A 25,293-nucleotide genomic window follows, 5' to 3' on the forward strand; every position below is an offset into this window, starting at 1 on the left:
CGCCCGGGCGAGTTCAGCCCGCATCGCCCGCGGTCGGGGTGCAGCGCGGCAGGTCGGGCGGGGCAGGCTGCCAGGTCTGGCTGCGGCCGAACCAGGGGATGCCGACATAGCCGCGCACGCGCAGGCGCTGCGGCCCCTGGACATGCACGCGGGCGCCGTAGGTCTCGCCGCTGCTGGGATCGTAGACGCGGCCGCCGGTCCAGTCGTCCGCCCCGTCCCGCTCCAGGCCCCAGATCACCGTCAGGCCGCAGAGGTCGCGGTCGCGCAGCGCCGGGTCGGGATTGCGCCGGTCCTTCGCCACGCCGTCGGGATACTGGTCGGGCCGCCCCCAGACCAGCCGGCCGCACAGGGACGCTCCGCAGGCGAAGAACTCCACCGCCGCCTTGCCGTTCTGCATCATCCAGACGCCCCGCGGCACCGCCGCTCCGTCCGCCGGGTCCGCCACGGCCGGCGGCGGCGCGAGAAGGGCGACGCCCGCCAGCAGGGCGGCCGGAGCGAGGGCGTGGGCGACCCGCGCGGGCCGCCATTGCCTAGCAGGGCCGCAGCCCCTATGTTGCAGCGGCTTTCGGAGGCAGTCCCGTTCCATGACCGATCTTTCCCGCATCCGCAATTTCTCCATCATCGCGCATATCGATCACGGCAAGTCCACGCTGGCGGACAGGCTGATCGAATTCTGCGGCGCCATCGAGGCGCGGGAGATGAAGGCTCAGCTCCTCGACAACATGGACATCGAGCGGGAGCGCGGCATCACGATCAAGGCGCAGACCGTGCGCCTGAACTACAAGGCCAAGGACGGCGAGATCTATCAGCTCAACCTGATGGACACGCCGGGCCACGTGGACTTCGCCTACGAGGTTTCGCGCTCGCTCGCCGCCTGCGAGGGCTCCATCCTGGTGGTGGACGCCAGCCAGGGCGTGGAGGCGCAGACGCTCGCCAACGTCTATCAGGCGATCGACGCCAACCATGAGATCGTCCCCGTCCTGAACAAGATCGACCTGCCGGCGGCCGACGTGCCGCGGGTGAAGCAGCAGATCGAGGACGTGATCGGGCTGGACGCCTCGGACGCGGTGGAGGTCTCGGCCAAGTCGGGCATCAACATCGACGGCGTGCTGGAGGCGATCGTCACCCGCCTGCCGCCGCCCAAGGGCGACGCCGCGGCGCCGTTGCAGGCCCTGATCGTCGATAGCTGGTACGACGCCTATCTGGGCGTCGTCGTGCTGGTGCGCGTCGTCAACGGCGAGCTGCGCACCGGCCAGAAGGTGCGCTTCATGGCGACGGGCGCCACCCGCGAGTTGGACCGCGTCGGCATCTTCGGGCCGAAGAAGATGCTGGTGGACAGGCTGGGGCCCGGCGAGATGGGCTTCGTCACCGCCGCCATCAAGGACATCCGCGACACCAAGGTGGGCGACACCATCACCGAGGAGCGGCGGCTGGCGGCGACGCCGCTGCCGGGCTTCAAGCCTTCCATCCCGGTGGTGTTCTGCGGCCTGTTCCCGACCGACGCCGCCGATTTCGAGGATCTGCGCGAGAGCCTGGGCAAGCTGGCCCTGAACGACGCCAGCTTCCAGTTCGAGATGGAAAGCTCGGCCGCGCTGGGCTTCGGCTTCCGCTGCGGCTTCCTGGGCCTGCTGCACCTGGAGATCATCCAGGAGCGGCTGGAGCGGGAGTTCAACCTCGACCTGATCACCACCGCACCGTCCGTCGTGTACCGCATGCACATGAACGACGGCACGATGAAGGAGATGCACAACCCGGCCGACATGCCCGACCCGGTGAAGATCGACCGGATCGAGGAGCCGTGGATCAAGGCCAACATCATGCTGCCGGACGAGTATCTGGGCGGCGTGCTGCAACTCTGCACCGAGCGGCGCGGCATCCAGAAGGACCTGACCTATGTCGGCGGCCGCGCCATGCTGGTCTACGAGCTGCCGCTGAACGAGGTGGTGTTCGACTTCTACGACCGGCTGAAGTCCATCTCCCGCGGCTATGCCAGCTTCGACTACGTGCTGGAGGGCTACCGCGAGGGCGACCTGGTGAAGATGTCGATCCTGGTCAACAACGAGCCGGTGGACGCGCTGGCCATGATCGTCCACCGCACCCAGGCCGAATACCGCGGCCGCCAGCTCTGCGAGCGGCTGAAGGACCTGATCCCGCGCCACCTGTTCAAGATCCCGATCCAGGCGGCCATCGGCGGCCGCGTGATCGCGCGCGAAACCATCGCCGCCCTGCGCAAGGACGTGCTGGCCAAGTGCTACGGCGGCGACATCAGCCGCAAGCGCAAGCTGCTGGACAAGCAGAAGGAAGGCAAGAAGCGCATGCGCCAGTTCGGCGAGGTGGAAATCCCCCAGAGCGCCTTCATCGCGGCGCTGCGGATGGGACAGGAGTAGGCGCCGGCACCAGCCGTCCGCCCGGCGTGGCCCCGCGGGAGCACCCCTCCCGGCGGGGCCTTCGCGTCTCTGGCCCTGGGGCGCGACTACAAGCGTGTGCATGAGGATGTGCGGGCCCTGGAACGGGCCGGGCTGATCGACCGCGACCCGGCCGGTGCGCCGACCGCGGGTTATGACGGGATCGCCATCGACACCCGCATCGCCCTCTGACCGGGCCACCGCTCCGGGCACTTGCTGGGCCTGGAAACGCGGATGGCACGGATGCCGGCTGCGCCGGCGCACGGATATGCACGGATAAGCAGATATCCTCTATCCGCGTTCATCCGCGGAAATCCGTGTTCATCCGTGTTCCGGAGATGCCGACCGTGGGCGATCCATCCTGGACAGCGATGCGCCACGGTCCCCTGGGGCCTGGAAACGCGGATGACACGGATGCCGGCTGCGCCGGCGCACGGATAATCACGGATAAGGAGATGACCCCTGTCCGCGTTCATCCGCGGAAATCCGTGTTCATCCGTGTTCCGGAGATGCCGACCGTGGGCGATTCATCCTGGACAGCGATGCGCCACGGTCCCCTGGGGCCTGGAAACGCGGATGGCACGGATGCCGGCTGCGCCGGCGCATGGATATGCACGGATAAGCAGGTATCCTTTATCCGCGTTCATCCGCGGAAATCCGTGTTCATCCGTGTTCCGGAGATGCCGACCGTGGGCGATTCATCCTGGACAGCGATGCGCCACGGTCCCCTGGGGCCTGGAAACGCGGATGGCACGGATGCCGGCTGCGCCGGCGCACGGATAATCACGGATAAGGGGATGCCCCCTATCCGCGTTCATCCGCGGAAATCCGTGTTCATCCGTGTTCCGGAGATGCCGACCGTGGGCCGGCATCCCGGGGCGTCAGGCGGGGCGGGTCACTTCGGGGCCATGCGCAGGGCGCCGTCCAGGCGGATGGTCTCGCCGTTCACCATGGTGTTGGTGCAGATGAAGTGGACGAGGTCGGCATATTCCTCCGGCCGGCCGAGCCGGGGCGGGAACGGGACGGAGGCGGCGAGGCTGTCCTGCGCCTCCTGCGGCAGGCCCAGCATCATCGGCGTCAGGAACAGGCCGGGGGCGATGGTCACCACCCGGATGCCGAAGCGCGCCAGCTCGCGCGCCGCCGGCAGGGTCAGCGCATGGACGCCGCCCTTCGAGGCGCCGTAGGCCGCCTGCCCGATCTGCCCGTCGAAGGCGGCGATGGAGGCGGTGTTGACGATCACCCCGCGCTCGCCGTCCGCCAGCGGGTCGAGCCGCTGCATGTCGTCGGCCGCCAGCCGCAGCACGTTGAAGGTGCCGATCAGGTTCACCTCGATCACCCGGCGGAACAGGTCCAGGCTGTGCGGCCCCTCCTTGCCCAGCACCTTGGCCGGGGTGCCGATGCCGGCGCAGTTCACGGCGATGCGGGCCGGCCCGTGCCGGTCGCGCGCCGCGGCGATGGCCGTGGCCGCCCCTTCCGCGCTGGACACGTCGCACATCACGGCGAAACCGCCGATCTCCCGCGCCACCGCCTCGGCATTGCCGAGATTGACGTCCAGCACCGTCACCCGCGCCCCGGCCGCGGCCAGCCGGCGCGCCGTCGCCGCCCCCAGGCCCGAACCGCCGCCCGTGACCAGCGCCGCCGTACCCTTCACATCCATGGGGTTTCCTCCCTGATCGTCTGCCGCCGCGTCGGCGCGGCCGCCTGCGGCCCCTGATAGACCCCGGCCGGGGCCGCCGCAACCGCCGGACGCCGCCGCATCCGCCCTGGGGGCAGGCCGCTTTCCAGGACGCCGCCGCCGCCCCATATTGGAGACATGAGCCCCACCGGACCCGACAGCGGTCCCGGCGCCACCTTCGCGGAGGAGGCGCTGCGGATCGACCCGATCAAGCTGGAGCGCGACCGCCGTCTGGTGCTGCGCCAGTTCTGGCGCAAGCTGCGCGGCACCCTGGCCCGCGTGCCTTTCGTGGAGGATGCCGCGGCCGCCTTCAATGCCGCCACGGACCCGCGCACGCCGCCCGCGGCGAAGGCGATCCTGCTGGGGGCGCTGGCCTATTTCATCGCGCCCGTGGACTTCATGCCCGACTTCGTGGCGCTGCTGGGCTACACCGACGACGCCACCGTGCTGATGCTGGCGCTGAAGACGGTGCGCGACGCGATGCGGCCCGAGCATTACGAGCGCGCCCGCGCCTGGCTGGCGGACCAGGGGGTGGAGCGCACCAGCGCCGACGAGGTGGCGGAAGGCCCGGTGATCGACCACGAACCCGGGCCGGCCGGTCCCGGCGGCTTCTCCCCCGGCGGCCCGCAGGACCGACCGGGCCCGGCATGAACAGGACCCCGACCCAGGCATGACCACGCAGACGACCGCTCCCGCCGCCCCCATCCGGACCGTCCGCACCCGGATCGCACCCGTCCGGACCGTCCGCACGGGGCCGTTCCGCGAGGTGCCCGCCGCCGCCGTCTGGCTGGGGCTGGCCGGGCTGATCCCGTTCTATGCCGGGGCGCTGGGCGGCTGGCTGCTGCCCGCCCCCTATGCCGCCCATGCCCTCCAGTACATGCTGTATTACGGGGTGGCGATCCTGAGCTTCCTGGGCGGGGTCCACTGGGGGCTGGCGCTGGCCGGCTTCGGCGCCCCGGCCGTGGCCGACCCGGAGGAGGACCCGCCCGCCAGCATGGACTGGACGCGGCTGGGCTGGAGCACCGTGCCTGTCCTGATCGGCTGGCTGGCCCTGTTCCTGAGCGGCTTCGCGGCGCAGATCACCTTCCTGCTGGCCGGCTTCGTCGGCATGCTCTACGGCGATTTCCGCGCCGCCCTGGCCGGGGCGGCCCCGCTCTGGTACCTGAAGCTGCGCCGGCCGCTGACGGTGCTGGTGGCGGGTGCCCTGGCGATCGCGCTGGCCCGCACGGCCGTCACGCTGGGGACGTGAGGGCGGGACCTGCCGCTCCCGCGGGTTTCAGCCCCGCGGCGCGGGTGCGGCCAGCCGGCCGCCGCGCCGGGCGATGTAGAGCGTGCTGGCGACGATGATCCCCGCCCCCACCGCCGTCCAGATGTCCACCCCCTCGCCGAAGATCCAGAAGCCCAGGGCCGCTGCCACGGGCAGGCGGACATAGTCGAACGGGGCGACGAAGCTGGCCTCCGCCCCCACCCGGTAGGCGCGGATGACGGCGGCCTGACTGCCGACGCCGAGCAGCCCCATCAGCCCCAGCAGCAACCACTCCGCCGGTGTCGGCGGGGTCCAGACCAGCCAGGCCGGCCCCACCAGGGCGACGGCGGAAACGACCTGGAAGCTGAGCAGGAGCGTCAGTTCGCGGTCGTCATCGGGCATCGCCTTCACCTGGGCCGCCGAGGCGGCGACGAACAGGGCATTGCCCAGGGCGGCCAGCGCCGCCCACTCGACCATCCCCGCCCCCGGCCGCAGCATCACCAGCACACCCAGGAAGCCGACGATGGTGGCCGTCCAGCGCCGCCAGCGCACCGTCTCGCCCAGGAACAGGACGGCGATGACGATCATGAACAGGGGCTGCGCGAAGGTGATGGAGGTGACGGTCGCCAGCGGCAGCATCGTCAGGGCGTAGAAGCTGCACACGATGGCGGCCAGCCCGGTCAGGCCGCGCACCAGATGCCGGTCGGGATAGCGCGGCCAGGCCGTGGCCCAGCCGGCGCGGGCGATGAAGGGCAGCACGGCCAGCACCCCCACCAGGGCGCGGAAGAAGACGATCTGCATGGCGTCCAGCCGCCCGCCCAGCAGCTTGACCACCGCCCCCATGCAGGCGAAGCCCAGCGCCGACAGCAGCATCCAGAGCACGCCGCGCAGGTTGACGGACAGCGGCTTCCCGCCACCGGCCGGCGGTTGCGGCGGCACGGGCGGCGGCAGAGGCGGGTGGGGAAGCGGGGGTCCGGGCGGCATGCGGCGCACCCTAGCGGGGCCGGGCGCGCCCGGCCAGCCGGCGGGGGCGTGCCCGGCGGGGCTGACCGCGCCGCGGGCGGTGCCGCCATCACCGGCGCCCCCTGTCCGCCCGCGCTGTTGCCCGCGCGCCCCGGCTCGGCCAAGCTCAGGGAACCTGCCCGCCGGGAGTCGTCCGGGGGCCCCCCGACGGAGCCCGTCGCCCGGGAATGCGCCTGGACCCCGCCCGCCTGTTCGGCCTTGTCCGATCGCTGCTGATCTACCGGGCGCGCCCGCATCAGGCGCGGCGCCTGCGCGCCTTCTATGCCGAGTTCGTGGGCCGGGGCGATCTCTGCTTCGACATCGGCGCCCATGCCGGCGACCGTATCCGCGCCTTCCGCAGCCTGGGCGCCCGCGTCGTGGCGGTGGAGCCGCAGCCGGATCTGGCCCTGCTGCTGCGCGGGCTGCACGGGCGCGACCGCAATGTCGTGCTGCTGGACTGCGCCCTGGGGGCCGCCGACGGACAGGCGGAGCTGCGCATCAACCGGCGCAATCCCACGCTCTCCACCCTGTCGGGAGCGTGGGCGGCACGGATCGGCGCCTCGCCCCGCTTCCCGCAGGAGCACTGGGACGCCACGGCCCAGGTGCGGGTGCGCACGCTGGACGGGCTGATCGCCGAGCACGGCCTGCCCGTCTTCACCAAGATCGACGTGGAGGGGGCGGAGGCCGAGGTGCTGGCCGGGCTGTCGCAGCCCCTGCCCGCATTATCCTTCGAGTATCTGCCCGAGCTGCCGGATCTGGCCTCGGCCTGCCTGTGGCGGCTGGCGGCACTGGGCCGCTACGTCTTCAACGCCAGCGCCGGCGAGAGCCTGGACTGGGAGCTGCCCTACTGGGTCGGCCCGGCGGAGCTGAACGAATGGCTGCGCTCCCGCCGGCCGGAGGATGGCGGCGGCGACGTCTACGCCCGGCTGGCCCCCTGAGCGGCATCCCGGTCACGCCGGATCGCGGCCAGGGTCGCGGCGACGGCCTTGAGGGCGTCGCCCAAGGCCCGGTCCGCCGCGCGGTTGCTGTGGTCAAGCTCGGCCGCCAGCGCCGCGAGCCGGCGCCCGTCCTCCCGGATGTCGGGATCGTGGCCACCGACTGCCGCCTTGCGCACTCTCCCGCGCTCCGCTGCCTTGTGCCCTGGTGCCGTGTGCTCCGGTGCGTGATCGACCATCGCCATGCCCGCCTACAGGTTCAGGGACATCACCTGATAATGGTATCGCCGTCCCGCCGGCACAAGCCCGCCCGGCGCCGGCCGGCAGACGCGAAGAACCACCGCGGAAAACAAACGGAACGCGATCCGGAGGCCTGACTTCGTTGAAGGCGGCGGGACGTTCTTCTATATCTTGATTCCCGCCACAGGGGATACGGCCAGTAGAAATGATCGAAGACGCCTGGATCGAGAGCCTTCCGGAAGATCCCTGGCTCGCCCTCAGCCAATGTATCGAATCATGGCCCGTACTCCGGAAGTCGGCGATCCTGCATGCCGGGGCCCAGCCGGTGCGGGAATGGAATACGGATCGTTACGACGACTTCATACAGATATACGCTGTCTGCACAACGATCACCCGCAACATCGGCGAAATCATTACAGGTGAGATAGAGTTCGCCGCGTCGCCGCAGGCGAACATGGAGAAGATCGACAAATACATGGATTTCATCTCCGCCGCCGTGCAGCGGAAGATGACCGACATCAGGGTCATGGAGATACGGCGCAGGACCAGCGCCCTGCTGCGGACGGCGCCGGGCTACACCCTGACCGAAGGCGACATCGAGCGGGCGCAGAAGATCATCAACGAGCTGCGCGGCCTGATCGCCGCCTCGGACTCCCTGGAGGAGCGGTTCCGGCAGCGCCTGCTCCGGAAGCTGGAATCCCTCCAGTCCGAACTGCACAAGCGCATGTCGGACTTCGACCGCGTCTACGGCATGATCGCGGACGCCTCCGTCCTGATGCGCAAGATCGGCGAGGACGCGAAGCCGATCGTCGAGAGGATCCGGGAGCTTGTCGGCATCGCCTGGAGGTCGCAGGCGCAGGGCGAGGAACTGTCGAGCGACACCCCGCCGCCGCAGATCGGCACCGGGGCCGGGGAGAGCGTCAGCGCCCCCTGACCCGCCCCTCTCAGTCCAGGCCGCGGATATAGTCCAGCAGCGGGGTCCAGTCGGCGCGCACCTCGGCGGCGCGCTTGCTGGTGAGGTCGAACAGGGTCAGGCCGCTGTCGGCGAGGTCGGGGTAGAGCTGGCTGTCGCGCAGCCGCGCCACCACCGTGTGGCCGACGCCGGAGAGGAAGCCGTCCAGCCGCTCCGCCGCCCTGGTGCGCGGGCGCAGCCGATTGCCGACGACGGCGACGGGGATGCGGTTCTTGCGGATGGCCTTCAGCTCGTCCAGCTTGCCCAGGAAGCGGGCGGTCGCCGCCTCGTCGAAGGCGCCGGGCAGCACGGGCAGCACCACCAGGTCCGCCTCGCGCACCAGTTGCTCCACGTCCTTCGCCCGCATCGCGGCCGGGGCGTCGATCACCAGCCGGTCCACGCCCTTGGGCGGCTCCCCGATCTCCTTCGTCCAGTCGATGCCCAGGATGGCGGCGGCCGTGCGCGGCCGGCGCTCCAGCCAGCCCAGGGAGGAGCGTTGCCGGTCCACCTCCGCCAGTACGGTGCGGGAGCCCGCCGTGGCGAAGGCCGCGGCGAGGTGGGAGGCGATCGTCGTCTTGCCGACACCGCCCTTCACGTTGGCGACGAGGATGGAGCGCATGGGCCGCGAGCCTACCCCAGCTTCGGGGGCTCTGACCAGAAGGGCCGGGTCTCTGCGAACGCCTCCCAGTCGCGGACCAGCCGCGGCTCCAGGCTCTGCAACCCGCGGCCGTGCCAGCCCAGCACCATGCCGGCGCCCTGGCGCCAGCCCTCGGGCGCGTCGGCGCCCAGTTCCGCCTCCACCTGCCCGATCAGCTTGTGGACGGTGGCGACATCCTGGAGATGGCCCAGCGCGTCCTGGAGTTCGGCCAGATCGTCGGCGTACTTCTTCACCGCCTTGGGATCGTAGAGCCCGCGGAAGAAGTCGGCGGCATAGCGCAGCTTCTTCAGCGCGATGCGCAGCCGGTGCCGCGCCTCCGGCGCCAGGGTGGCGAAGCGGCGGCCGCGCTTGCGCGCCTGCCGGTGACGCCCGTCCAGCAACCGGTCGGCGGCGGCCTGGACGGGGGAGAGCAGCGCGGCGGAAGTCTCGCTGACCGGCTGGTCGCGCCAGCCGCGCCCGTCCACCCAGGCGCCCAGCCGCAGCAGCAGGGCGGTGTAGCGCGGCGACCGGATCGCCTCCGCAGCGCGGTCGTAGCCCAGCGCGCGGCAGCGCCGCGCCGCCGCATCCAGCGCGCGCAAGGCCGGCTCGCCGGGAAAGGCCGCGTCCACCGGCGCCAGCAGCGCCCCCAGGAAGACGTCCCAGTCGCGCGCCTGCCCGCAGGCATCGGCCAGCCACTTCACCTCCCCCGCCAGCGCCTCGTACTGCGCCGGCGGCAGGTAGTCGCGGAAGAGCTGGAGCGCCGAGCGCAGCCGGCGCAGCGCCACCCGCACCTGATGGATGCCCTCCGGATTCTCTCCGGCCAGGGCGCAGGCCTCGTTGGCGACCAGATGGTCGATGCAGTGGCGCACGATGCGCGCCATGGCCGATTCGACCGTTTCCTGCGGTCCCAGCACCAGCTTCGTGGCCTTCACCGGGCCGTCCACGGTCCCGGCCGCCAGCGCGTAGCCGCGCTCCGCCTTGGAGCGGGTCTCCACCCGCAGCGGCGCCACCGCGTTCAGCGCCAGCGCGATCTCGTAGAGGCTGCGGGGATCGTCGCCGTTCTTCAGTTCAAGCTCGATCTCGTGGACCGCCAGCACCTGTCCGTCGGCGGTGCGGATCTCGCCCTGGTCGATGGCGACCTCCACCTCCTGCCCCTCGGCCGGGACCAGGGTGCGGACGGTGCGGCGGATGCGGGCCTCGAACACCGGCCGCAGCTCGTCGCCTTCCAGTGGCCCCAGCGACAGCAGGGGGTTGCCCTCCGGCAGGGCGGACAGGTCCGGCGCGGCGCCGGCGACCGGCGCCTCCCACTCGCCGCGGGCAAGCGCCATGCCCGCCGTCTCCGCCGCGGATTTCAGGGTCTGCACGTAGCGCCGCCCCTGCCGCCGCACCCGCAGCGACAGGGCCTGGCCGTGCAGCCGCAGATCGGCGGTATCGAAATAGACCGTCTCCAGCTCGCGGGTGACGGCGCGTCCCTTGCCCGCGGAAAGCACCGGGGCGGCCCGCAGCCGGGGCAGATCCTCCGGCCGCATGCGCAGTTTCAGCTCGATCTCCTGTCCGGACATGCGCCGGCCCTGCTCCCTTGCCGAAGAACGGTGCGCCCGCCGTCGCATCCCGCCCCGCCGCCCCGGAACGTGCCGGGGTGCGCGGGCCTGGACGACCGGCAGCGAAGGTATACGCCCGCCGGGGCTTCCGCAATGTGGCGGTGACGTTACGGCCCGGCGACAGGCGCCGCGGATCTGCGGAAGGCCACCAGCTTGGACATGAAGGCGAGATCGCGCCGTTCCTCCTCCAGACCCTGGGCCGTGAACAAGGGCGCGACGTCGCGGGCCACGTAGTCGCCGTAGTAGGGCTCGTGGAAGGCCACCGGGAACAGCCGCAGAAGCGCGTCGAAGCGCGGCTTGTCCCCGGTCTGGAGACTGTCCATCACCACCAGCAGCCCGCCCGGCTTCAGCACCCGCGCCATCTCCGCCGCGGCGCGGGCGCGCACCGCCTGCGGCAGCTCGTGCAGCAGGAAGATGCAGGTCACCACGTCGAAGCTGGCGTCGGGGAAGGGCATCGCCTCCGCCGGGGCCTGCACCGCATGGTGCCGCGACCAGGGGGAAAGGGTGCGCCGGGCCTGGGCGAGGTAGGGCGCGCTGAGGTCCAGCGCCGTGACGTCCAGGCGCGGCCAGTTGTCCTTGACGAAGGTGAGGAAGCGCCCGGTGCCGGCGGCGACGTCCAGCAGGCGCAGGTCGCGCACCGGCCGGCCGCGCAGATGCTCCGCCAGCGGCACCAGCACCTGCCGGCGCATGGCGTCCGCCCCGCCGCCGAACAGCACCTCCACCTGATGGTCGTACAGCCGGGCGGAGCGGTCGGACAGGTAGCCGTCGGTCTGGAAGTGGAAGTTCTGGCGGTAGTAGCGGGGCAGCTTCTCCGATCCCGGCAGGGGCGCGCGGAACACCTCGGCGTTGCCGCCGCTGCGCCGGCGTCGCTGCACCTCCGGCACGTCGCGCAGGAAGCGGGCGGCGTCCGCCAGCAGCCGGCGCGGGTTGCCCACCAGATCGTGCGGCATGCGGTAGAGCCCGGCTTCGATGTTGCGCCAGTCGCGCTCCAGCAGGCCGCGCAGATCGGCCAGCACCTCCGCGGTGGAGGGGAACGGCCCCGGCGGCCGCGCCTGGGGATCGGGCCGCGTGCCGCCCAGGCGGGCCGCCAGCGCGTACTGGCCGAGGAACCAGCCCACCCGCGCCGCGTGCCCCATCGCGTAGGCCAACCGCCCTGCCGTCCGTTCGGTCACCGTCGCCATGCTCCCCTCCCCGTCCTGCCGGGCCCGGTCCGCACCGCCCGTCTGTCCGGTCCCGCGGGGAGGGACGCTCAGCCGCCGTCGCGGGCGAGCGAGCGGTCCAGCGCCTGCCGCGCCGGCGGCGTCAGATAGGGCCGGGTCAGCGCGAAGATGTGGCGCACCCCGTCACGGATGGCCTCCTCCGGCCGGAACCCTTCCGGCGCGCCGTTGCGGGCGAATTCCCAGAACCCGCGGGACACCAGCCAGATATTGTCCGCGAGCAGCCGCAGGTCGAGGTCCGCCACCTCTTCGGAGACGATGCCGGTGCGCCGCAGCCGGCCCAGCGTCGCCGCCAGATGCGCCACGAAGCGGCGTTGCAGGTCCGCCATGTCGCCGGCCAGGTCCGGATCGCGCCGGCACAGCTCTGCCGTGTCCTCGTAGAAGAAGCGCCAGCGCAGCATCAGGTCGAAGGTGCCGGCCGTGTAGTGGCGCAGGATCTCGGCCGCCCCGCCGGTCACCGGCGTCTCCAGCAGGGCGCGGCATTCCTCGCCGAACCGCCCGTAGGCGGCGCGCACGATCTCCTCCTTGTTGCGGAAATGGTAGTAGAGGTTGCCGGGGCTGATGCCCAGTTCCGCCGCGATGTGATTGGTCGTCACCGCCGAGGTACCGCGCGCGTTGAACAGCCCGATGGCCAGATCGACGATGGCATCGCGGGTGCGGCCGGAACGGGCGGTGCCGCGCCGGGCGGGCGCGCAGGGCGGCTCGGCCGGCTCCGGTCCTGGCGGGCCGGCGGCGCGGCACTTCGCGGCACTGTCCTTCATCGGGCCTTCGTCAAAACTACGGGCGTCAAAACTACGGGCGTCAAAACAGCGGCGGGGACGAACCGGGTCCTGCCCCGGCACGGCCCCCGGGGCGCCCCGGCCTGGAGCGTTTACTCTAGGTCGGCCATCGCGCTAGGGTCAAGGAAAGCCAGGAAAACCGGCTGGGCCGCCGCGGCGGCCGGCCCCTTCCGGCGCAGGGTCGAGAGCACACCCGAAAGCCTATTCGAGAGCACATCCGACGGGGGTTGGCATGAAGGCGCAGATGGAGAAGCTGGTCACCAAGGGCATGCTGATGCTGCCCTCGGCCATGCGCGACACGCTGCTGAAGGTGCAGCCGGTGGAGATCGCCGGCAACCGCTTGGACGAGGACATGGCGGCGCTGCTGGTGCTGCTGGAGAAGTCGGGCCGGCCCGCCCTGGACGAGATCGGCCGCCAGTCCGGTGTGGAGGCCGCCCGCCGCGCCTTCCGCGACGCGGTGCGCCCTGCCTCCGAGGTGGAACCGCCGCGCACCGTCGTCACCAGCGACCTGACGCTGACGGGGGCCGCCGGGCCGCTGCGGGCCCGGCTCTACACCCCCGACCGGGCGCCGCTGCCCGGCCCGCTGCTGGTCTATTTCCACGGCGGCGGCTATGTCGTCGGTGATCTGGAGAGCCACGACCCCTATCTGCGCTACGTCGCCGCCAAGTCGGTGACGCGGGTCCTGTCGGTGGAATACCGGCTGGCACCGGAGCACCCCTACCCCGCCGCGGCGGAGGATGCGGTGGCCGCCTATGCCGACGCCGCGGCGCGGGCGGAGATGCTGGGCGCCGACCCCGCCCGCCTCGCCATCGGCGGCGACAGCGCCGGCGGCACGCTGGCGCTGGTGGCGGCACTGGCCGGGGCGACGGGCCCCAGGCCGCCGGCCGCGCTCTGGCTGATCAACCCGGCCGCGGACAAGGTGGAGGGCTATCCCTCGGCCACGCTCTACGGCGGCGGCTTCCTGCTGACCCAGTCCCTGATGGACTGGTTCATGGACCAGTACTTCCCCGACAAGGCCCGCATGGTCGAACCGATGGCGAGCCCGATGCGCTCGGACGAGCTGGGGCGGCTGCCGCGGACCTTCGTCACGGCCGGGCGCTTCGACCCGCTGTCCGACCAGGTGCCGGCGCTGGCGGAGAAGCTGAAGGCGGCCGGCGTGCCGGTGGAGGCCCGGATGGAACCGGGGCTGGTCCACAACTTCAACCAGTTGATCGCCTTCATCCCCGCCGCCCGCCGCGCCACGGACAGCGCCTGCGAGTGGCTGCGCTTCGCCCTGGGCTGACCCCGGGCCGAGGCGGCACCCGACGCCGGGTCAGTCCCGCGGCAGGCGGGTCTCCGGCGTCGGCGGCGACAGGTCCTCGTAGAGCGTGCGGGCCTCCGGGGCCGGGCCGCGGCGCGCGGCCAGCGCCCGCACCCGGATGACCCGGATGTGCGGGCCGAGCGGGAAGGTCAGCACGTCGCCGGGCTTCACCTTGTGGTGGGCCTTGGTGACGTGCCCCCCGCCGATCCGGATGGCGCCGGAGGCGCAGAGCTTCGCCGCCAGCCCGCGGGTCTTCACGAAGCGGGCGTACCAGAGCCACTTGTCCAGCCGCAGCCGCCCCAGCGCGAGGTCTGCCGCATCGGCCGGATCGGGCGGGGAGAGGTCCGCCTCAGCGATCATTCCTGGCCCGCGCGCTCGAACTGGCGGGCCAGTTTCGCCAGCGCGGCGAAGGGATGGTCGGGGTCGATCGGGCGCGGCGCCGGCTGGCGCGGCGGCTGCGGCTTGCCGGCCGGCCGGCCGCCCTTGCCGCCCGGCGCCTCACCGGGAGTGCCCCCCCGGTGCCCGCGGTCGCGGTCCGGGGACCCGGCCCGGGCGGGTCTGCCCTGGCCGGATGTCGCATGGGCAGGTTTCGCGTGGCCCGGTTTCGCGTGGCCCGGTCTCGGGGCGGCAGCCTTCTCCCGCGGGGGACGCCCCGCCTTCTGACGCTCGCCCGCAGGACGTTCCCCTGCCGGCTGGTCCGGCCCCGCCTGGACGGTATCCGCCGGGGTCGCGGGCCGGCCGGTCCGCCGGGCACCGCCGCGGCGGCCGCGCTTGCGCCGCACCCGCCCCTCCGCCGTCTCCGCGGCGGCCTCGGGCGGGCTGTCCGGTGCGGACGGGGCCTCCAGGGGCGGCGTGTCGGAACCGGGAGCGGCGGCAACGGCCGTGGCCGGAGCCTCCGGCGGCCGGGCCTTGCGCCGCCGCCGGCGCGGCCGACGGGCGGAGTCCTCCGCCGTGGCCGTGACCACGGCCGGATCGGCCGCGTCAGCCTCGGCGGGCGCCGGCGGGGCGGCCCGACGCGGTGCCGGACGGGGCCGGTGGTCGGGACGCCGGGCACGGCCGCGCACCCAGACGGTGACGGTCGCCTCCGGTGCCGCCTCCACCGGGGTCTCCGGAGCCGCATCAGCAGTCGCGTCCGGAGCCGCATCCGGGGCCACCTCCGGGATGGCGTCCGAAGCGGTGTCGGCGGGACCGGGGGCATCCTGGTCCCCCGCGGCTTCCGGAACCGCCGCCTCCGGAACCGTCGGCTCCGGAGCGGGCGCGGCCTGGGGCTGCGCGATCTGGGACTGCGCGGCCGGCTGCGCGGCCTGGGACTGCGGCGCCGGGAGCGTCCGCGGGCGCCAGCCCAGCGCGGTCAGCACGCCGCCCAGCTCCTCCCCCGAGCAGCCGAGCAGGGAGGCGAGGTCGCCCACCGCCGTCAGCGGGCCGGACCGGCCGCGGGTCGCCAGCTCCTTCTCCAGCCGGTCCAGCATGTCGATGCGGATGGCGCGCGGCCCGATGCGGGGATAGCCCACGGCGTCGGCCAGCCGTCCGGGCAGGTCGGCCGCGGGGACGGAGACGCGGCCCGCCGGCGGCACCGGTGCGGGCAGCGGCTGGTTGTGGCGCACCGCCCAGAGCATCGCCCGCAGCGCCACCGCCCGCGGCTTCACGAGCTGCGGCAGGAAGACGTGGCTGAAGCCCAGGCGCAGGCCCAGGGCGGCAAGCTGGCGGCGCTGCGCCTTGTCCAGCCCGGCGATCAGCGGCTCCAGCGGCGGTCGCGGCAGGGCCCCCAGCGCCTCCGCCACCTGGAAGGCGATGCCGCGGGCCCCGCCCGTCAGCTCCGCCGTCTCCAGCCGCAGCAAGGGCGCCAGCCCGGCGGCGACATGCTCCTGCACCCAGCGGGTCAGGCGCTGGCGCACGCGGTCGCGCTGGGCGCCGTCCAGCAGCTCGTCATGCAGGGTCCGCACCTCCGGCCGCAGCACCGACGGGCCGGGCGCCAGCTTTCCGACGGGCGCCCCCTCCCAGGCCACGCCGCCATCGTCGGCCAGGGCGAAGGCGTCGTCCGCCGCCGACTCCAGACTGCGCACGCGGGCGGCGATCTCGTCCTTCAGCGCGCGGCGCGCGGCCGTCATCAGGGCGCGCTGATCCTCCGGCGCCACCTCGGCATCGAGGATGAAGCGCAGCCCCTGCAACTGTCCGACCGGATGCCCTTCCACCATAACCTCCCCCGATGCCGCGACCGAGCCCGCCAGATCGCGGCCGTCGCGCAGCGACTTCACCAGCCCGGCCGAGCGTTTGTCCACGAAACGCTGCGTCAGCCGTTCATGCAGCGCGTCGGACAGCCTGTCCTCAATGGCGCGCGTGCGTTCCTGCCAGTGCGCCGGGTCGGCCATCCAGTCCGCCCGGTGCGACACATAGGTCCAGGTCCGGACATGGGCGATGCGCGCCACCAGCGCGTCGATGTCGCCCTCCGTCCGGTCCAGCCGGGCCACCTGTCCCGCCACCCAGTCCTCCGGCAGCCGGCCGCCCGGCGCCGACAGGTGGCGGAACATCTGGCCCAGCAGGCGGGTATGGGCGTCCGACAGCACCTTGCGGAAGTCGGGGACCTGGCAGACCTCCCAGAGCAGGCGGATGGCCGCGGGGCCGGTGCAGAGCGCCGCCACCTCCGCTTCCTTCGCCAGGATCTGAAGCGCGAGCTGGTCGTCCGCCTCCCGCGCCCGGATCAGCTCGGGCGTGAAGGGCCGCGCGTCGAGGGAGCGTTGCAGGGCCGCCAGCGAGCGGAAGTCGAGGTCGGCGTTGCGCCACATCAGGGTCTGGAGCGGCGGGAAGCTGTGGTTCTCCACCGCCTCCACCAGCTCCTCGTCCATCGGCTCGCAGTCCCAGGTGGTGCCGAACAGCCCGTCGGACAGGTGGCGGCCGGCGCGGCCGGCGATCTGCGCCACCTCCGTCGCCTTCAGCCGGCGCGGCTGGTGCCCGTCGAACTTGCTCAGGCGCGCGAACCAGACCGAATCGACGTCCATGTTCAGGCCCATGCCGACGGCGTCGGTGGCGACCAGATAGTCCACGTCGCCGGCCTGGTACATGGCGACCTGGGCGTTGCGGGTGCGCGGGCTGAGCGCCCCCATCACCACCGCCGTGCCGCCGCGGGAGCGGCGCACCATCTCGGCCATGGCGTAGACGTCGGTCACGCTGAAGGCGACGATGGCCGAGCGCGGCGGCAGCCGGGTCAGCTTCTTGTGCCCGGCATGGGAAAGGTTGGAGAAGCGCGGGCGGGAGATGTACTCGGCCCGCGGCACCAGCTTCTGGATCAGGCCGCGGATCGTGTCGGCGCCCAGGAACATCGTCTCCTCGCTGCCGCGGGCGTGCAGCAGCCGGTCGGTGAAGATGTGTCCGCGCTCGGGATCGGCGCAGAGCTGGATCTCGTCCACCGCCAGGAACTGCACCTGCCGGTCCAGCGGCATCGATTCGACCGTGCAGACCCAGTACTGCGGCGCCGGGGGGATGATCTTCTCCTCCCCCGTCACCAGGGCGACCGCCTTCGGCCCCTTCAGGCGCACCACCTTGTCGTAGTTCTCCCGCGCCAGCAGGCGCAGGGGAAAGCCGATCATGCCGGAGCGGTGCGCCAGCATCCGCTCCATGGCGAGGTAGGTCTTGCCGGTGTTGGTCGGTCCCAGCACCGCCATGACCCGGCCGTGCTGGTCGGAAACCGGGCGGCCGGTCGTGTAAGCGTCGCTCATGCGCTCAATCCTTGGCGCTGCGGCCGCCCAATGCAAGGGGCCCCTGCTGCAAGGGGGCCGCACACGGGGCGTTTCCTTTCCCGGGCGGGGGTCACAGAATAGCCATGTGGCCATGGCATCAGGACAGGCCGCCGGACCGGCAGGCCCGGGCCGGACCGTGCCGGCAGGAGAGTGCCGGCGGGAACCTTCAGGCAGGAAACCGATGCGCTCGAAGACCGCGGCCGCCCTCATCGTCCTCCTCGCCGCCCTGGCCGCCTCGGCGGGACCGGCGGTGCGCGGTCTGGCCCAGGAGGCGGTCGCCGCCGCCACGTCCAATGCCGTATCGCCCACCGGGGCGGAGCTGCTGCGCGAACTGCTGGAGGCGCGGCTGGCCGAGCTGACGGCCCCGCGCTTCGGCCGGCCGCGGCTGGACCGCGCGCCGGAGGTGGAGGTGACCCCCGGCGACGGGCGCTACGAGGTGCGGCTGCCGTCGCTGCGGGTGGTGCTGACCAACGGCTGGCTGGTGGAGGCGCTGGACCTGCGCGCCCGCGTGACCCCGACCGACGCCGGCGGCTGGGAGGTGACGGGGACCCTGCCTGTGCCGCTGGCGGTCTACAGCGTCGAAGGTTTCCGCGCCGGCGATCTGACCCTGGGCCGGCAGTCCTTCAAGGGGCGCTGGAGTCCCGACCTGCGGACGCTGGAGGCGCTGGACGCCTCCGTCCGCGAGCTGCTGTTCACCCCGCGCGACGGCACCGGCACCCTTCAGGTCGCCGCCGTGACCGTGAAGATGGCGCCGGAGAGCTATGCCGACGGGCGCTGGACCGGACCGGCCACGGCGACCGTCTCCGAACTGTCCATGAACGGCGCCGACGGACAGGCGGCGCTGGCGCTGACGAAGCTGACGGCGAAGCTGCGGGTGGAGGATCTGGACGTCGCCCGCTACGCCGCCTGGAACGCCGCCTTGGCCCGCCGCGCCGCCGTGGACGACGGACAGGAGGGGCTGACCGCGGCGGAACGGGAGGCGCTGCAACAGGCGCTGCCGAACCTGGACGGGCTGCTGGCCCGCGCCCAGGCGGAGGTGGAGGTGCGCGGCCTGCGCCGCCGCTCCGCCGACGGCACCCGCAGCGCGCTGGACAGCGCCACCTGGACCCTGGCGGCCGACGGGTTGCAGGGCGAGCGGGTCCGGCTGTCGCTGGACTACGCCCACAAGGGGCTGGTGGCCGACGGACCGTCGGTGAAGCGCCCGGTGGTCCCCGGCACGGGCGAGATCCGGCTGACGGCGGAGGACCTGCCGCGCCGGGCGCTGCTGGACGCCTGGACCCGCCGGCTGGCGGAGGAGCCGGCCATCGGCGGGGCCGCGGCGCGGGAGAATTTCGACCGCCGCATCCTCACGGCGCTGGGCGATGCCGGGGCGGAGGTGCGGCTGGACCGGCTGGGCTTCGAGGCGCAGGAGGCGGGCGCCACCGCCAACGGCATCATCAGTTTCGACGATGCCACGGCGCACGGCCTGCTGGGCGGCCTGTCCATGACGCTGCGCGGCTTCGACGCCCTGATCGCCCAGGCGACCGACGGCTACCGGATGCGCAACACCGGGGCCGCGCTGGGCCTGTTCGCGCTCCAGGGGCTGGGCTCGCCCGATACCGACCGCGACGGCCGCGCCACCCGCGCCTACCGGCTGGAGGTGGCGCCCGACGGCCGCATCCTGCTGAACGGAACGGAAGTGACCAGCCTGATCACCGGCCTGATGGCCCTGCGCTGAGAGGGCCGCCGGTGTCGGGGCCTGCATCGGAGCTGGCGCCGTCCACCCGTTGCCGGCACCAGGCCGCGAGCGGTCCGGCGAGCGCCCGCACCCGCGCCAGATCCTCGCGCAGCTCGGCCCCGTCCGGCGCCGGTGGCATGCCGCCGCCGGCCGTGGGATAGCGGGTGGCGGTGGCGTAGCTGCTGAACTCGTCGAAGGCGGCAAGGTCGGCGCGCCAGCGGTGCCCGAGCGGCAGCAACGCCGCCAGCGCCCCGATCTGGTGCGAGGGGCGATGGGCGATGCCCTCGGCCGCGAGCACCGCCTTCAGCAGCTTCTCCGCCGCCTGTTCGATCAGGAACGCCGCCTGCCGCGGGTGGCCCTCCAGCAGCGTCTCCGCCGCGGCGAGATCGTCGGCCGCGAGGGCGAGAAGACTGCCGACCCGCTCCCGCCTCACGCCGCCACCCCCGGGTCCGGCGGCAGGTCCGGTGCGGCATAGAGCAGCCGTCCCTCCCGCACCACCCGGTGGGCGAGCGCACCGGGATCGCCGCGGGCAGCGACGAACTCGCCCCAGGCGGCGGGCACGATGTCCACGGCAAGGCCGCTGGCCGCCACCGGCCGCAGCACCCGGCGCGGCGCGTAGCACCGCGGCTCCAGCCCGTCCGGCAGCACGACCAGCAGGTCGATGTCGCTGTCCGGCCGGGCATCGCCCCGTGCCCGGCTGCCGAACAGCCAGATCTGCCGGGGCCGCAGCTCCGCCACCAGCCGGTCGCAGAGGAAGCCCAGCGCCGCCGCCTCGTCCACGAAGGGGCCGACGGGACCGGCCGGGACGGACCCGCCCGGCGCCGCCTCCAGCCGGTCGAGCGCGGCGCGCAACGGCTCCGCCCGGCCCGCCCGCAGCAGGTCGGCCACCCGTCGCAGCAGCTCCCGATGCTCCGGGGCCGCGCGCACGGACTGCACCGGCAGGGCCATCGTCCGCTCCGTAATACGAACCCAGGAGAAACGTAATACCCCCCCTGCCGGCGGGCAAGGGGAGGGCCGGACAGCTCACCCGACACCGACCGCGACGGCCGCGAGGGCCGCGAGGGCCGCGCCGCCTGCGCCTACCGGCTGGAGGTGGCGCCCGACGGCCGCATCCTGCTGAACGGAACGGAGGTGACCAGCCTGATCACCGGCCTGATGGCCTGCGCCGAGGTCGGACGTCAGGCCGCCCGGACGATGCGGATTTCCACCTGGAGACCCGCTGCGACCGCCATGTTCACCAGGGTGTCGAGGCCGAACAGGGCGATCTTGCCGCGCATCAGGTCGGAGATGCGGGGCTGCGTCACGCCCAGCCGGCGGGCCGCCTCGTCCTGGGTCCAGCCCTGCTGCCGGATGTGCGCTTCCAGATCCAGCATGAGGGCCGCCCGGAGCTTCATGTTCTCCGCCGCAGCGGCCGTATCCTCGATGGCGTCCCAGACGCTGGTGAAACGCTGTCCGTTCATCCGCCAAGCTCCTTCAAGAGGTCCCGGTACCGCCGTCCGGCGAGGTCCAGGTCGGACCGCGCCGTCTTCTGCGTCTTCTTCTGGAAACAGTGCAGGACATAGACCGCCTCCGCGAAGCGGGCGACATGGATGACCCTGAACGCCCCGGCCGCATCGCGCAGCCGGATTTCCTGCACGCCGGCCCCGATCGTCGGCCCCCGATCATCGGCATCGGCTTCCAGTCATGGGCCTCAAGACCCCGTTGAACCCTGTCGAGCTGGAATCCGGCCTCGCGCCGGACGGTATCGGGAAAAGACCGCAGATCTTCCAGCGCGCTGCCCCGGAAGACGATGGGCTTCACCGCAGGGGGCTCGGAAACGGGCATGCCCCGCTTATACAAGATTCTGTATGTCCGGACAAGGTTGCCCCGCCCCGATCCGACGCTTGCGGCCGGACGCGGCTTCGCCCATATCGTCGCCCGCGGTTCAGCGAACCACAGAACAGCCCCACGACCGACAACAAGACTGCGAAGGGTGACATGCCATGACTGAGGAGAAGCTCAGTTTCCAGGCCGAGGTCAGCCGGCTCCTGGATATCGTGGCCCACAGCCTCTACTCGGAGAAGGAGGTGTTCCTGCGCGAGCTGGTCTCGAACGCGTCCGACGCGTGCGACCGGCTGCGCTACGCCGCCCTGACCCAGCCCGAGCTGACCGCCGGCGATCCCGGCTTCCGCATCCGCATCGTCCCCGACAAGGCCGCGCGCACCCTGACCGTCGCCGACAACGGCATCGGCATGAACCGCGAGGATCTGGTCGAGAATCTGGGCACCATCGCCCGCTCCGGCACGGCCGCCTTCCTGACGTCGCTGTCCGGCGACAACCGGAAGGATTTCAGCCTGATCGGCCAGTTCGGCGTCGGCTTCTATTCCGCCTTCATGGTGGCGGACAGGGTGGAGGTGTTCACCCGCAAGGCCGGCGACGCCACCCTCTGGCGCTGGGCCAGCGACGGCAAGGGCAGCTTCACCGTGGGCGCCGTGCCGGAGGGCGAGGCCCCGACGGACGGGGGGCCGGCGCGCGGCACCCGCATCGTGCTGCACCTGCGCGAGGGCGAGGACGACTATCTGGAGGAGCTGCGCCTCCGCACCATCATCAAGAAGTACTCCGACCACATCGCCGTGCCGATCCTGCTGGGAGCCGGTGAGGAGGCCGCGCCGGCGAACGCCGCCTCGGCCCTGTGGACCCGGCCGAAGTCGGAGATCACGCCCGAGCAGTACAAGGAGTTCTACCACCACGCCGGCCACGCCTTCGACGAACCGTGGCTGACCCTGCACTGGCGGGCCGAGGGCGTGATCGAGTACACGGGCCTGCTGTTCGTGCCCAGCCAGCGGCCGTTCGACCTGTTCGACCCGCAGCGACGCCACCGCGTGAAGCTCTATGTCCGCCGCGTCTTCATCACCGACGAGGCGGAGAGCCTGGTGCCCGGCTGGCTGCGCTTCCTGCGCGGCGTGGTGGACAGCGAGGACCTGCCGCTGAACATCAGCCGCGAGATGTTGCAGCACAACCCGACGCTGGCGAAGCTGCGCAGCGGCATCACCAAGCGCGTGCTGGGCGAGCTGACGAAGAAGGCCGCCGACCCCGAGGCCGCGGCCGACTATGCCCGCTTCTGGGACGCCTTCGGCGCCGTGCTGAAGGAGGGGCTGTACGAGGACCATGCCCACCGCGACGAGCTGCTGAAGCTGCTGCGGGTCCGCACCACCGCGTCGGACGGCGAGCTGATCGGGCTGGATACCTATCTCGGCCGCATGAAGGAGGGGCAGGAGGCGATCTACTACATCGCCGGGGAGGACGCCGCCGCCCTGGAGAAGAGCCCGCAGCTCGAAGGCTACCGCGCCAAGGGCGTGGAGGTGCTGCTGCTGACCGACCCGGTGGACGAGTTCTGGGTCGGCACCGTGCGCGAGGCCCAGGGCAAGCCCTTCAAGTCCGTCACCCGCGGCGGCGCCGATCTGGCGAAGATCCAGGGCGGCCCGGACACGCCCCCGGCCGAGCGGCCGGCGGAGGGGGATCTCTCCTCCCTGATCGCGCTGCTGAAGATGACGCTGGGCGACGCGGTGAAGGATGTCCGCGCCTCCGAACGGCTGACCGACAGCGCCGTCTGTCTGGTGGCGGACGAGGGGGACCTGGACATCCATCTGGAGCGGCTGCTGAAGCAGCACCGCCAGCTCGACACCGCCGCCACCCGCATCCTGGAGGTCAATCCGGGGCACCCCCTGGTCCGCCGGCTGGCGGAGCGGGTGGCCGCGGGCGGCGCGCAGGAGGGGCTGGCGGACGTGGCCTGGCTGCTGCTGGACCAGGCCCGGATCGTGGAGGGCGAGCCGCTGCCCGACCCGGTCGCCTTCTCCCGCCGGCTGGCCCTGTTCGTGGAGCGCGGCCTCGCCGCCTGACGGCCGGGCCGGATCCGCCGGAGACGCGGGCGTTCCCCCGAACTTGGAGCCCCAACTTGGGCGCCCCAACTTGGGAGTAGCGCCCGCGCCCCGGCACGGGCACCCTGGGCCGCATGTGGTTCGGAACGGAAGCGGTCTGATGCGGACGGTGATGCGGCCCCTGGCGGCCCTGGCGGTGGTGGTCGCGGCGGTGGTCGGGGCCCCGGGCGGCGGCGGGGCGGTTGCGGCGGGAACGCCGGAGCAGGCCCGGCCCGAACAGGCCCGGCCCGAACCGGCCCGGCCCGAGCAGGCCCGACTGGAGCAGGCGCTGCAACAGCGCCTGCTGACCGGTGTCGGCGTCCGGGGCGGCGACCGCGAGGGCGAGGATCTGATGCAGCTCGGCCGCTTCTATGACGGCCGCGCCTCCGCCCCCGTCTGGATCGAGAACGGCCGCCCCTCCCCCCGCGCCCACCTGCTGTACGCCGCCCTGGCCGCGGCGGCGGAGGACGGGCTGGACCCGCGGCGCTACGGCGTGCAGCGCCTGGGCGCGCTGCTGGAGCACGGCGACTCCCCCGACGCGCTCGCCGAGCTGGAAGTCCTGCTGAGCCGCGGTGCCCTGCTGTTCGGCCGCGATCTCGCCGCCGGCCGGCTGGACCCGTCGCGCATCGACCCCGAACTGATCGTGGAGCGGCAGGAGCCGGACCCGCAGGAGCTGCTCCGGCGGGTGGCGGAGGCCGCGGACCCGGGCGGGACCGTCCGGGCCATGGCGCCGGCACGGCCGGAGTACCGGCGCCTGCGCGAGGCGCTGGCCGCCTACCGCACCCTGGCCGCGGCCGGGGGCTGGCCCGCCGTGCCCACCGGCGGGGAGACGCTGAAGCCGGGCCAGGGCGATCCGCGGGTGCCCGCCCTGCGCGCCCGGCTGGCGGCGACGGGGGAGCTGCCGCAGACCGCCCCGGCCCCGGCCGATCCGCAGCTCTACGACCCCGCCCTGGAGGCGGCGGTGCGGTTGTTCCAGCGCCGCAACGGCCTGGAACCGGACGGGGCCGTGGGGCGGCAGACGGTGGTGGCGCTGAACGTGACGGCGCGGCAGCGGGTGACGCAGATCGAGATCAACATGGAACGCTGGCGCTGGCTGCCGGCGGACCTGGGGCCGAGCTACCTGATCGTCAATCTGGCCGCCTTCGATCTGGCGGTGTTCGAGGGCGACCGCCCGGTCCACACCGCCCGCATCGTCGTCGGCGCCCCCTTCACCCGGACGCCGGTGTTCAGCGAGTCGATGACCTATCTGGAGCTGAACCCCTACTGGAACGTGCCGCCCACCATCGCGCGGGACGAAATCTTCCCCAAGGCCCGCAAGGACCCGGGATATCTGGCCCGCCACGGCTACGAGCTGCTGTCCGACTGGTCGGAGACGGCGGTGCCGGTCGATCCCGCCACCGTGGACTGGCGCCACGGCAGCCTGAACCGCTACAAGGTGCGGCAGAAGCCCGGCGACACCAACTCGCTGGGCCGCATCAAGTTCATGTTCCCCAACCGCTTCAACGTCTACCTGCACGACACGCCGTCGAAGCGGCTGTTCGAGCGGGCCAACCGCACCTTCAGCCACGGCTGCATGCGGGTGGAGAACCCGCTGGATCTGGCCGAGACGGTGCTGCGCCTGACCGGAACGGCCGGCTGGGACCGCGCCCGGCTGGATGCCGCCATCGCCGGCAACCAGCGGCAGGTGGTGCGGCTGCGTCGGCCGCTGCCGGTCCATGTCACTTATGTCACGGCCTTCGTGGAGGAGGACGGCACGGTCGCCTTCCGGCCCGACATCTACGGCCGCGACGCCACGCTGGCCGCGGCGCTGGCCGCTCCCCAGGGGCGGCAGCAGGCGGCTCCGAGGCCCCCCGCCGCGGCCGGCAAGGGGGGCGCCGAGGGGGCCGGTCCGGTTGCGGAATGATGAAATACCCCGACCGGCAGGGTTAACCCGCCGGTGAATTGACTCTTGCCAGCG

General features: G+C 72.8%; 24 protein-coding genes. 10 read left to right on the plus strand and 14 right to left on the minus strand.

Annotated elements, in window-relative coordinates:
• Positions 1-13: 13 nt before the first annotated feature.
• Positions 14-586, minus strand: a complete 573-nt coding sequence (locus ACFQPS_RS11820; protein ID WP_377359195.1) for a DUF2147 domain-containing protein — start codon at positions 584-586, stop codon at positions 14-16.
• Here ACFQPS_RS11820 and lepA point away from each other — a divergent pair.
• Both lepA and ACFQPS_RS20450 read left to right on the plus strand, forming a co-directional pair.
• Positions 585-2,387 carry a translation elongation factor 4 gene (lepA, locus tag ACFQPS_RS11825; protein ID WP_377359197.1) on the plus strand — a complete coding sequence of 601 codons (1,803 nt, stop codon included), beginning with the start codon at positions 585-587 and terminating at the stop codon, positions 2,385-2,387. The genes ACFQPS_RS11820 and lepA overlap by 2 nt on opposite strands.
• Positions 2,388-2,462: 75 nt before the next feature.
• A complete protein-coding gene (locus ACFQPS_RS20450; protein WP_465269619.1) occupies positions 2,463-2,597 on the plus strand; it encodes an HVO_A0114 family putative DNA-binding protein in 135 nt (44 codons plus the stop codon).
• A 703-nt stretch (positions 2,598-3,300) separates the two neighbouring features.
• Here ACFQPS_RS20450 and ACFQPS_RS11830 read toward each other — a convergent pair.
• Positions 3,301-4,062: an SDR family NAD(P)-dependent oxidoreductase gene (locus tag ACFQPS_RS11830; RefSeq protein WP_377359199.1), complete on the minus strand. Its 762-nt coding sequence runs from the start codon at positions 4,060-4,062 to the stop codon at positions 3,301-3,303.
• A gap of 156 nt (positions 4,063-4,218) precedes the next feature.
• Between ACFQPS_RS11830 and ACFQPS_RS11835 the strand changes: the two genes are divergently transcribed.
• Both ACFQPS_RS11835 and ACFQPS_RS11840 read left to right on the plus strand, forming a co-directional pair.
• Positions 4,219-4,731, plus strand: coding sequence for a YkvA family protein (locus ACFQPS_RS11835; protein WP_377359201.1), 513 nt, complete (start codon positions 4,219-4,221; stop codon positions 4,729-4,731).
• 19 nt (positions 4,732-4,750) lie between these two features.
• A complete protein-coding gene (locus tag ACFQPS_RS11840; RefSeq protein ID WP_377359202.1) occupies positions 4,751-5,329 on the plus strand; it encodes a DUF3429 domain-containing protein in 579 nt (192 codons plus the stop codon).
• 27 nt (positions 5,330-5,356) lie between these two features.
• Here the strand turns inward: ACFQPS_RS11840 and ACFQPS_RS11845 are convergent, their stop codons facing one another.
• Entirely contained in the window at positions 5,357-6,310 is a 954-nt protein-coding gene (locus tag ACFQPS_RS11845; RefSeq protein WP_377359204.1) for a DMT family transporter, read from the minus strand.
• Between the two features lie 206 nt (positions 6,311-6,516).
• On the opposite strand from ACFQPS_RS11845, the gene ACFQPS_RS11850 reads away from it, so the two are divergent.
• Positions 6,517-7,266 carry an FkbM family methyltransferase gene (locus ACFQPS_RS11850; RefSeq protein ID WP_377359206.1) on the plus strand — a complete coding sequence of 250 codons (750 nt, stop codon included), beginning with the start codon at positions 6,517-6,519 and terminating at the stop codon, positions 7,264-7,266.
• Here ACFQPS_RS11850 and ACFQPS_RS11855 read toward each other — a convergent pair.
• Complete coding sequence (locus tag ACFQPS_RS11855; protein ID WP_377359207.1) at positions 7,245-7,442, minus strand: hypothetical protein; 198 nt, start codon at positions 7,440-7,442, stop codon at positions 7,245-7,247. The genes ACFQPS_RS11850 and ACFQPS_RS11855 overlap by 22 nt on opposite strands.
• A 266-nt stretch (positions 7,443-7,708) precedes the next feature.
• On the opposite strand from ACFQPS_RS11855, the gene ACFQPS_RS11860 reads away from it, so the two are divergent.
• The gene (locus ACFQPS_RS11860) at positions 7,709-8,437 is read left to right on the plus strand and encodes a hypothetical protein (protein WP_377359209.1); all 729 of its coding nucleotides are present in this window, start codon (positions 7,709-7,711) and stop codon (positions 8,435-8,437) included.
• 10 nt (positions 8,438-8,447) lie between these two features.
• On the opposite strand, the gene ACFQPS_RS11865 is transcribed toward ACFQPS_RS11860, so the two are convergent.
• The 4 genes from ACFQPS_RS11865 to ACFQPS_RS11880 form a co-directional block, all read right to left on the minus strand.
• Entirely contained in the window at positions 8,448-9,074 is a 627-nt protein-coding gene (locus ACFQPS_RS11865) for a division plane positioning ATPase MipZ (RefSeq protein ID WP_377359211.1), read from the minus strand.
• Positions 9,075-9,085: 11 nt separating this feature from the next.
• Positions 9,086-10,654 carry a CYTH and CHAD domain-containing protein gene (locus tag ACFQPS_RS11870; protein WP_377359213.1) on the minus strand — a complete coding sequence of 523 codons (1,569 nt, stop codon included), beginning with the start codon at positions 10,652-10,654 and terminating at the stop codon, positions 9,086-9,088.
• 146 nt (positions 10,655-10,800) lie between these two features.
• Positions 10,801-11,874 (minus strand): class I SAM-dependent methyltransferase, encoded by a 1,074-nt coding sequence (locus tag ACFQPS_RS11875; RefSeq protein ID WP_377359215.1) that lies wholly within the window; start codon positions 11,872-11,874, stop codon positions 10,801-10,803.
• 68 nt (positions 11,875-11,942) lie between these two features.
• Entirely contained in the window at positions 11,943-12,671 is a 729-nt protein-coding gene (locus tag ACFQPS_RS11880; RefSeq protein WP_377359217.1) for a TetR/AcrR family transcriptional regulator, read from the minus strand.
• Positions 12,672-12,921: 250 nt separating this feature from the next.
• Here ACFQPS_RS11880 and ACFQPS_RS11885 point away from each other — a divergent pair, with 250 nt between their 5' ends.
• Positions 12,922-13,971: an alpha/beta hydrolase gene (locus ACFQPS_RS11885; protein WP_377359219.1), complete on the plus strand. Its 1,050-nt coding sequence runs from the start codon at positions 12,922-12,924 to the stop codon at positions 13,969-13,971.
• Between the two features lie 30 nt (positions 13,972-14,001).
• On the opposite strand, the gene ACFQPS_RS11890 is transcribed toward ACFQPS_RS11885, so the two are convergent.
• Positions 14,002-14,349, minus strand: coding sequence for an RNA-binding S4 domain-containing protein (locus ACFQPS_RS11890; RefSeq protein WP_377359221.1), 348 nt, complete (start codon positions 14,347-14,349; stop codon positions 14,002-14,004).
• On the minus strand, positions 14,346-17,702 hold the full coding sequence (locus ACFQPS_RS11895) for a helicase-related protein (protein WP_377359222.1): 3,357 nt from the start codon (positions 17,700-17,702) through the stop codon (positions 14,346-14,348). Before ACFQPS_RS11895 ends, ACFQPS_RS11890 begins: the two co-directional genes overlap by 4 nt.
• Before the next feature lie 202 nt (positions 17,703-17,904).
• Here ACFQPS_RS11895 and ACFQPS_RS11900 point away from each other — a divergent pair, with 202 nt between their 5' ends.
• A complete protein-coding gene (locus ACFQPS_RS11900) occupies positions 17,905-19,440 on the plus strand; it encodes a hypothetical protein (RefSeq protein WP_377359224.1) in 1,536 nt (511 codons plus the stop codon).
• Here the strand turns inward: ACFQPS_RS11900 and ACFQPS_RS11905 are convergent.
• The 4 genes from ACFQPS_RS11905 to ACFQPS_RS11920 all read right to left on the minus strand — a co-directional run bounded on the left by ACFQPS_RS11905 (position 19,415) and on the right by ACFQPS_RS11920 (position 21,121).
• Positions 19,415-19,873 carry a HEPN domain-containing protein gene (locus ACFQPS_RS11905; RefSeq protein WP_377359225.1) on the minus strand — a complete coding sequence of 153 codons (459 nt, stop codon included), beginning with the start codon at positions 19,871-19,873 and terminating at the stop codon, positions 19,415-19,417. The genes ACFQPS_RS11900 and ACFQPS_RS11905 overlap by 26 nt on opposite strands.
• Positions 19,870-20,388, minus strand: a complete 519-nt coding sequence (locus ACFQPS_RS11910) for a nucleotidyltransferase family protein (RefSeq protein ID WP_377359227.1) — start codon at positions 20,386-20,388, stop codon at positions 19,870-19,872. The genes ACFQPS_RS11905 and ACFQPS_RS11910 overlap by 4 nt, the downstream gene beginning before the upstream one ends.
• A 230-nt stretch (positions 20,389-20,618) precedes the next feature.
• Entirely contained in the window at positions 20,619-20,900 is a 282-nt protein-coding gene (locus tag ACFQPS_RS11915) for a helix-turn-helix domain-containing protein (protein WP_377359229.1), read from the minus strand.
• Positions 20,897-21,121 (minus strand): type II toxin-antitoxin system RelE/ParE family toxin, encoded by a 225-nt coding sequence (locus ACFQPS_RS11920; protein WP_417715202.1) that lies wholly within the window; start codon positions 21,119-21,121, stop codon positions 20,897-20,899. The genes ACFQPS_RS11915 and ACFQPS_RS11920 overlap by 4 nt, the downstream gene beginning before the upstream one ends.
• A gap of 301 nt (positions 21,122-21,422) precedes the next feature.
• Here ACFQPS_RS11920 and htpG point away from each other — a divergent pair, with 301 nt between their 5' ends.
• Together htpG and ACFQPS_RS11930 are read left to right on the plus strand one after the other, a co-directional pair.
• Positions 21,423-23,318 (plus strand): molecular chaperone HtpG, encoded by a 1,896-nt coding sequence (gene htpG / locus ACFQPS_RS11925; RefSeq protein ID WP_377359231.1) that lies wholly within the window; start codon positions 21,423-21,425, stop codon positions 23,316-23,318.
• Positions 23,319-23,457: 139 nt separating this feature from the next.
• Positions 23,458-25,239: a L,D-transpeptidase family protein gene (locus ACFQPS_RS11930; RefSeq protein WP_377359234.1), complete on the plus strand. Its 1,782-nt coding sequence runs from the start codon at positions 23,458-23,460 to the stop codon at positions 25,237-25,239.
• Positions 25,240-25,293: the final 54 nt, after the last annotated feature.

Source organism: Rhodocista pekingensis (genome assembly GCF_042665545.1).
In the GTDB taxonomy this organism is placed as follows: domain Bacteria; phylum Pseudomonadota; class Alphaproteobacteria; order Azospirillales; family Azospirillaceae; genus Rhodocista; species Rhodocista pekingensis.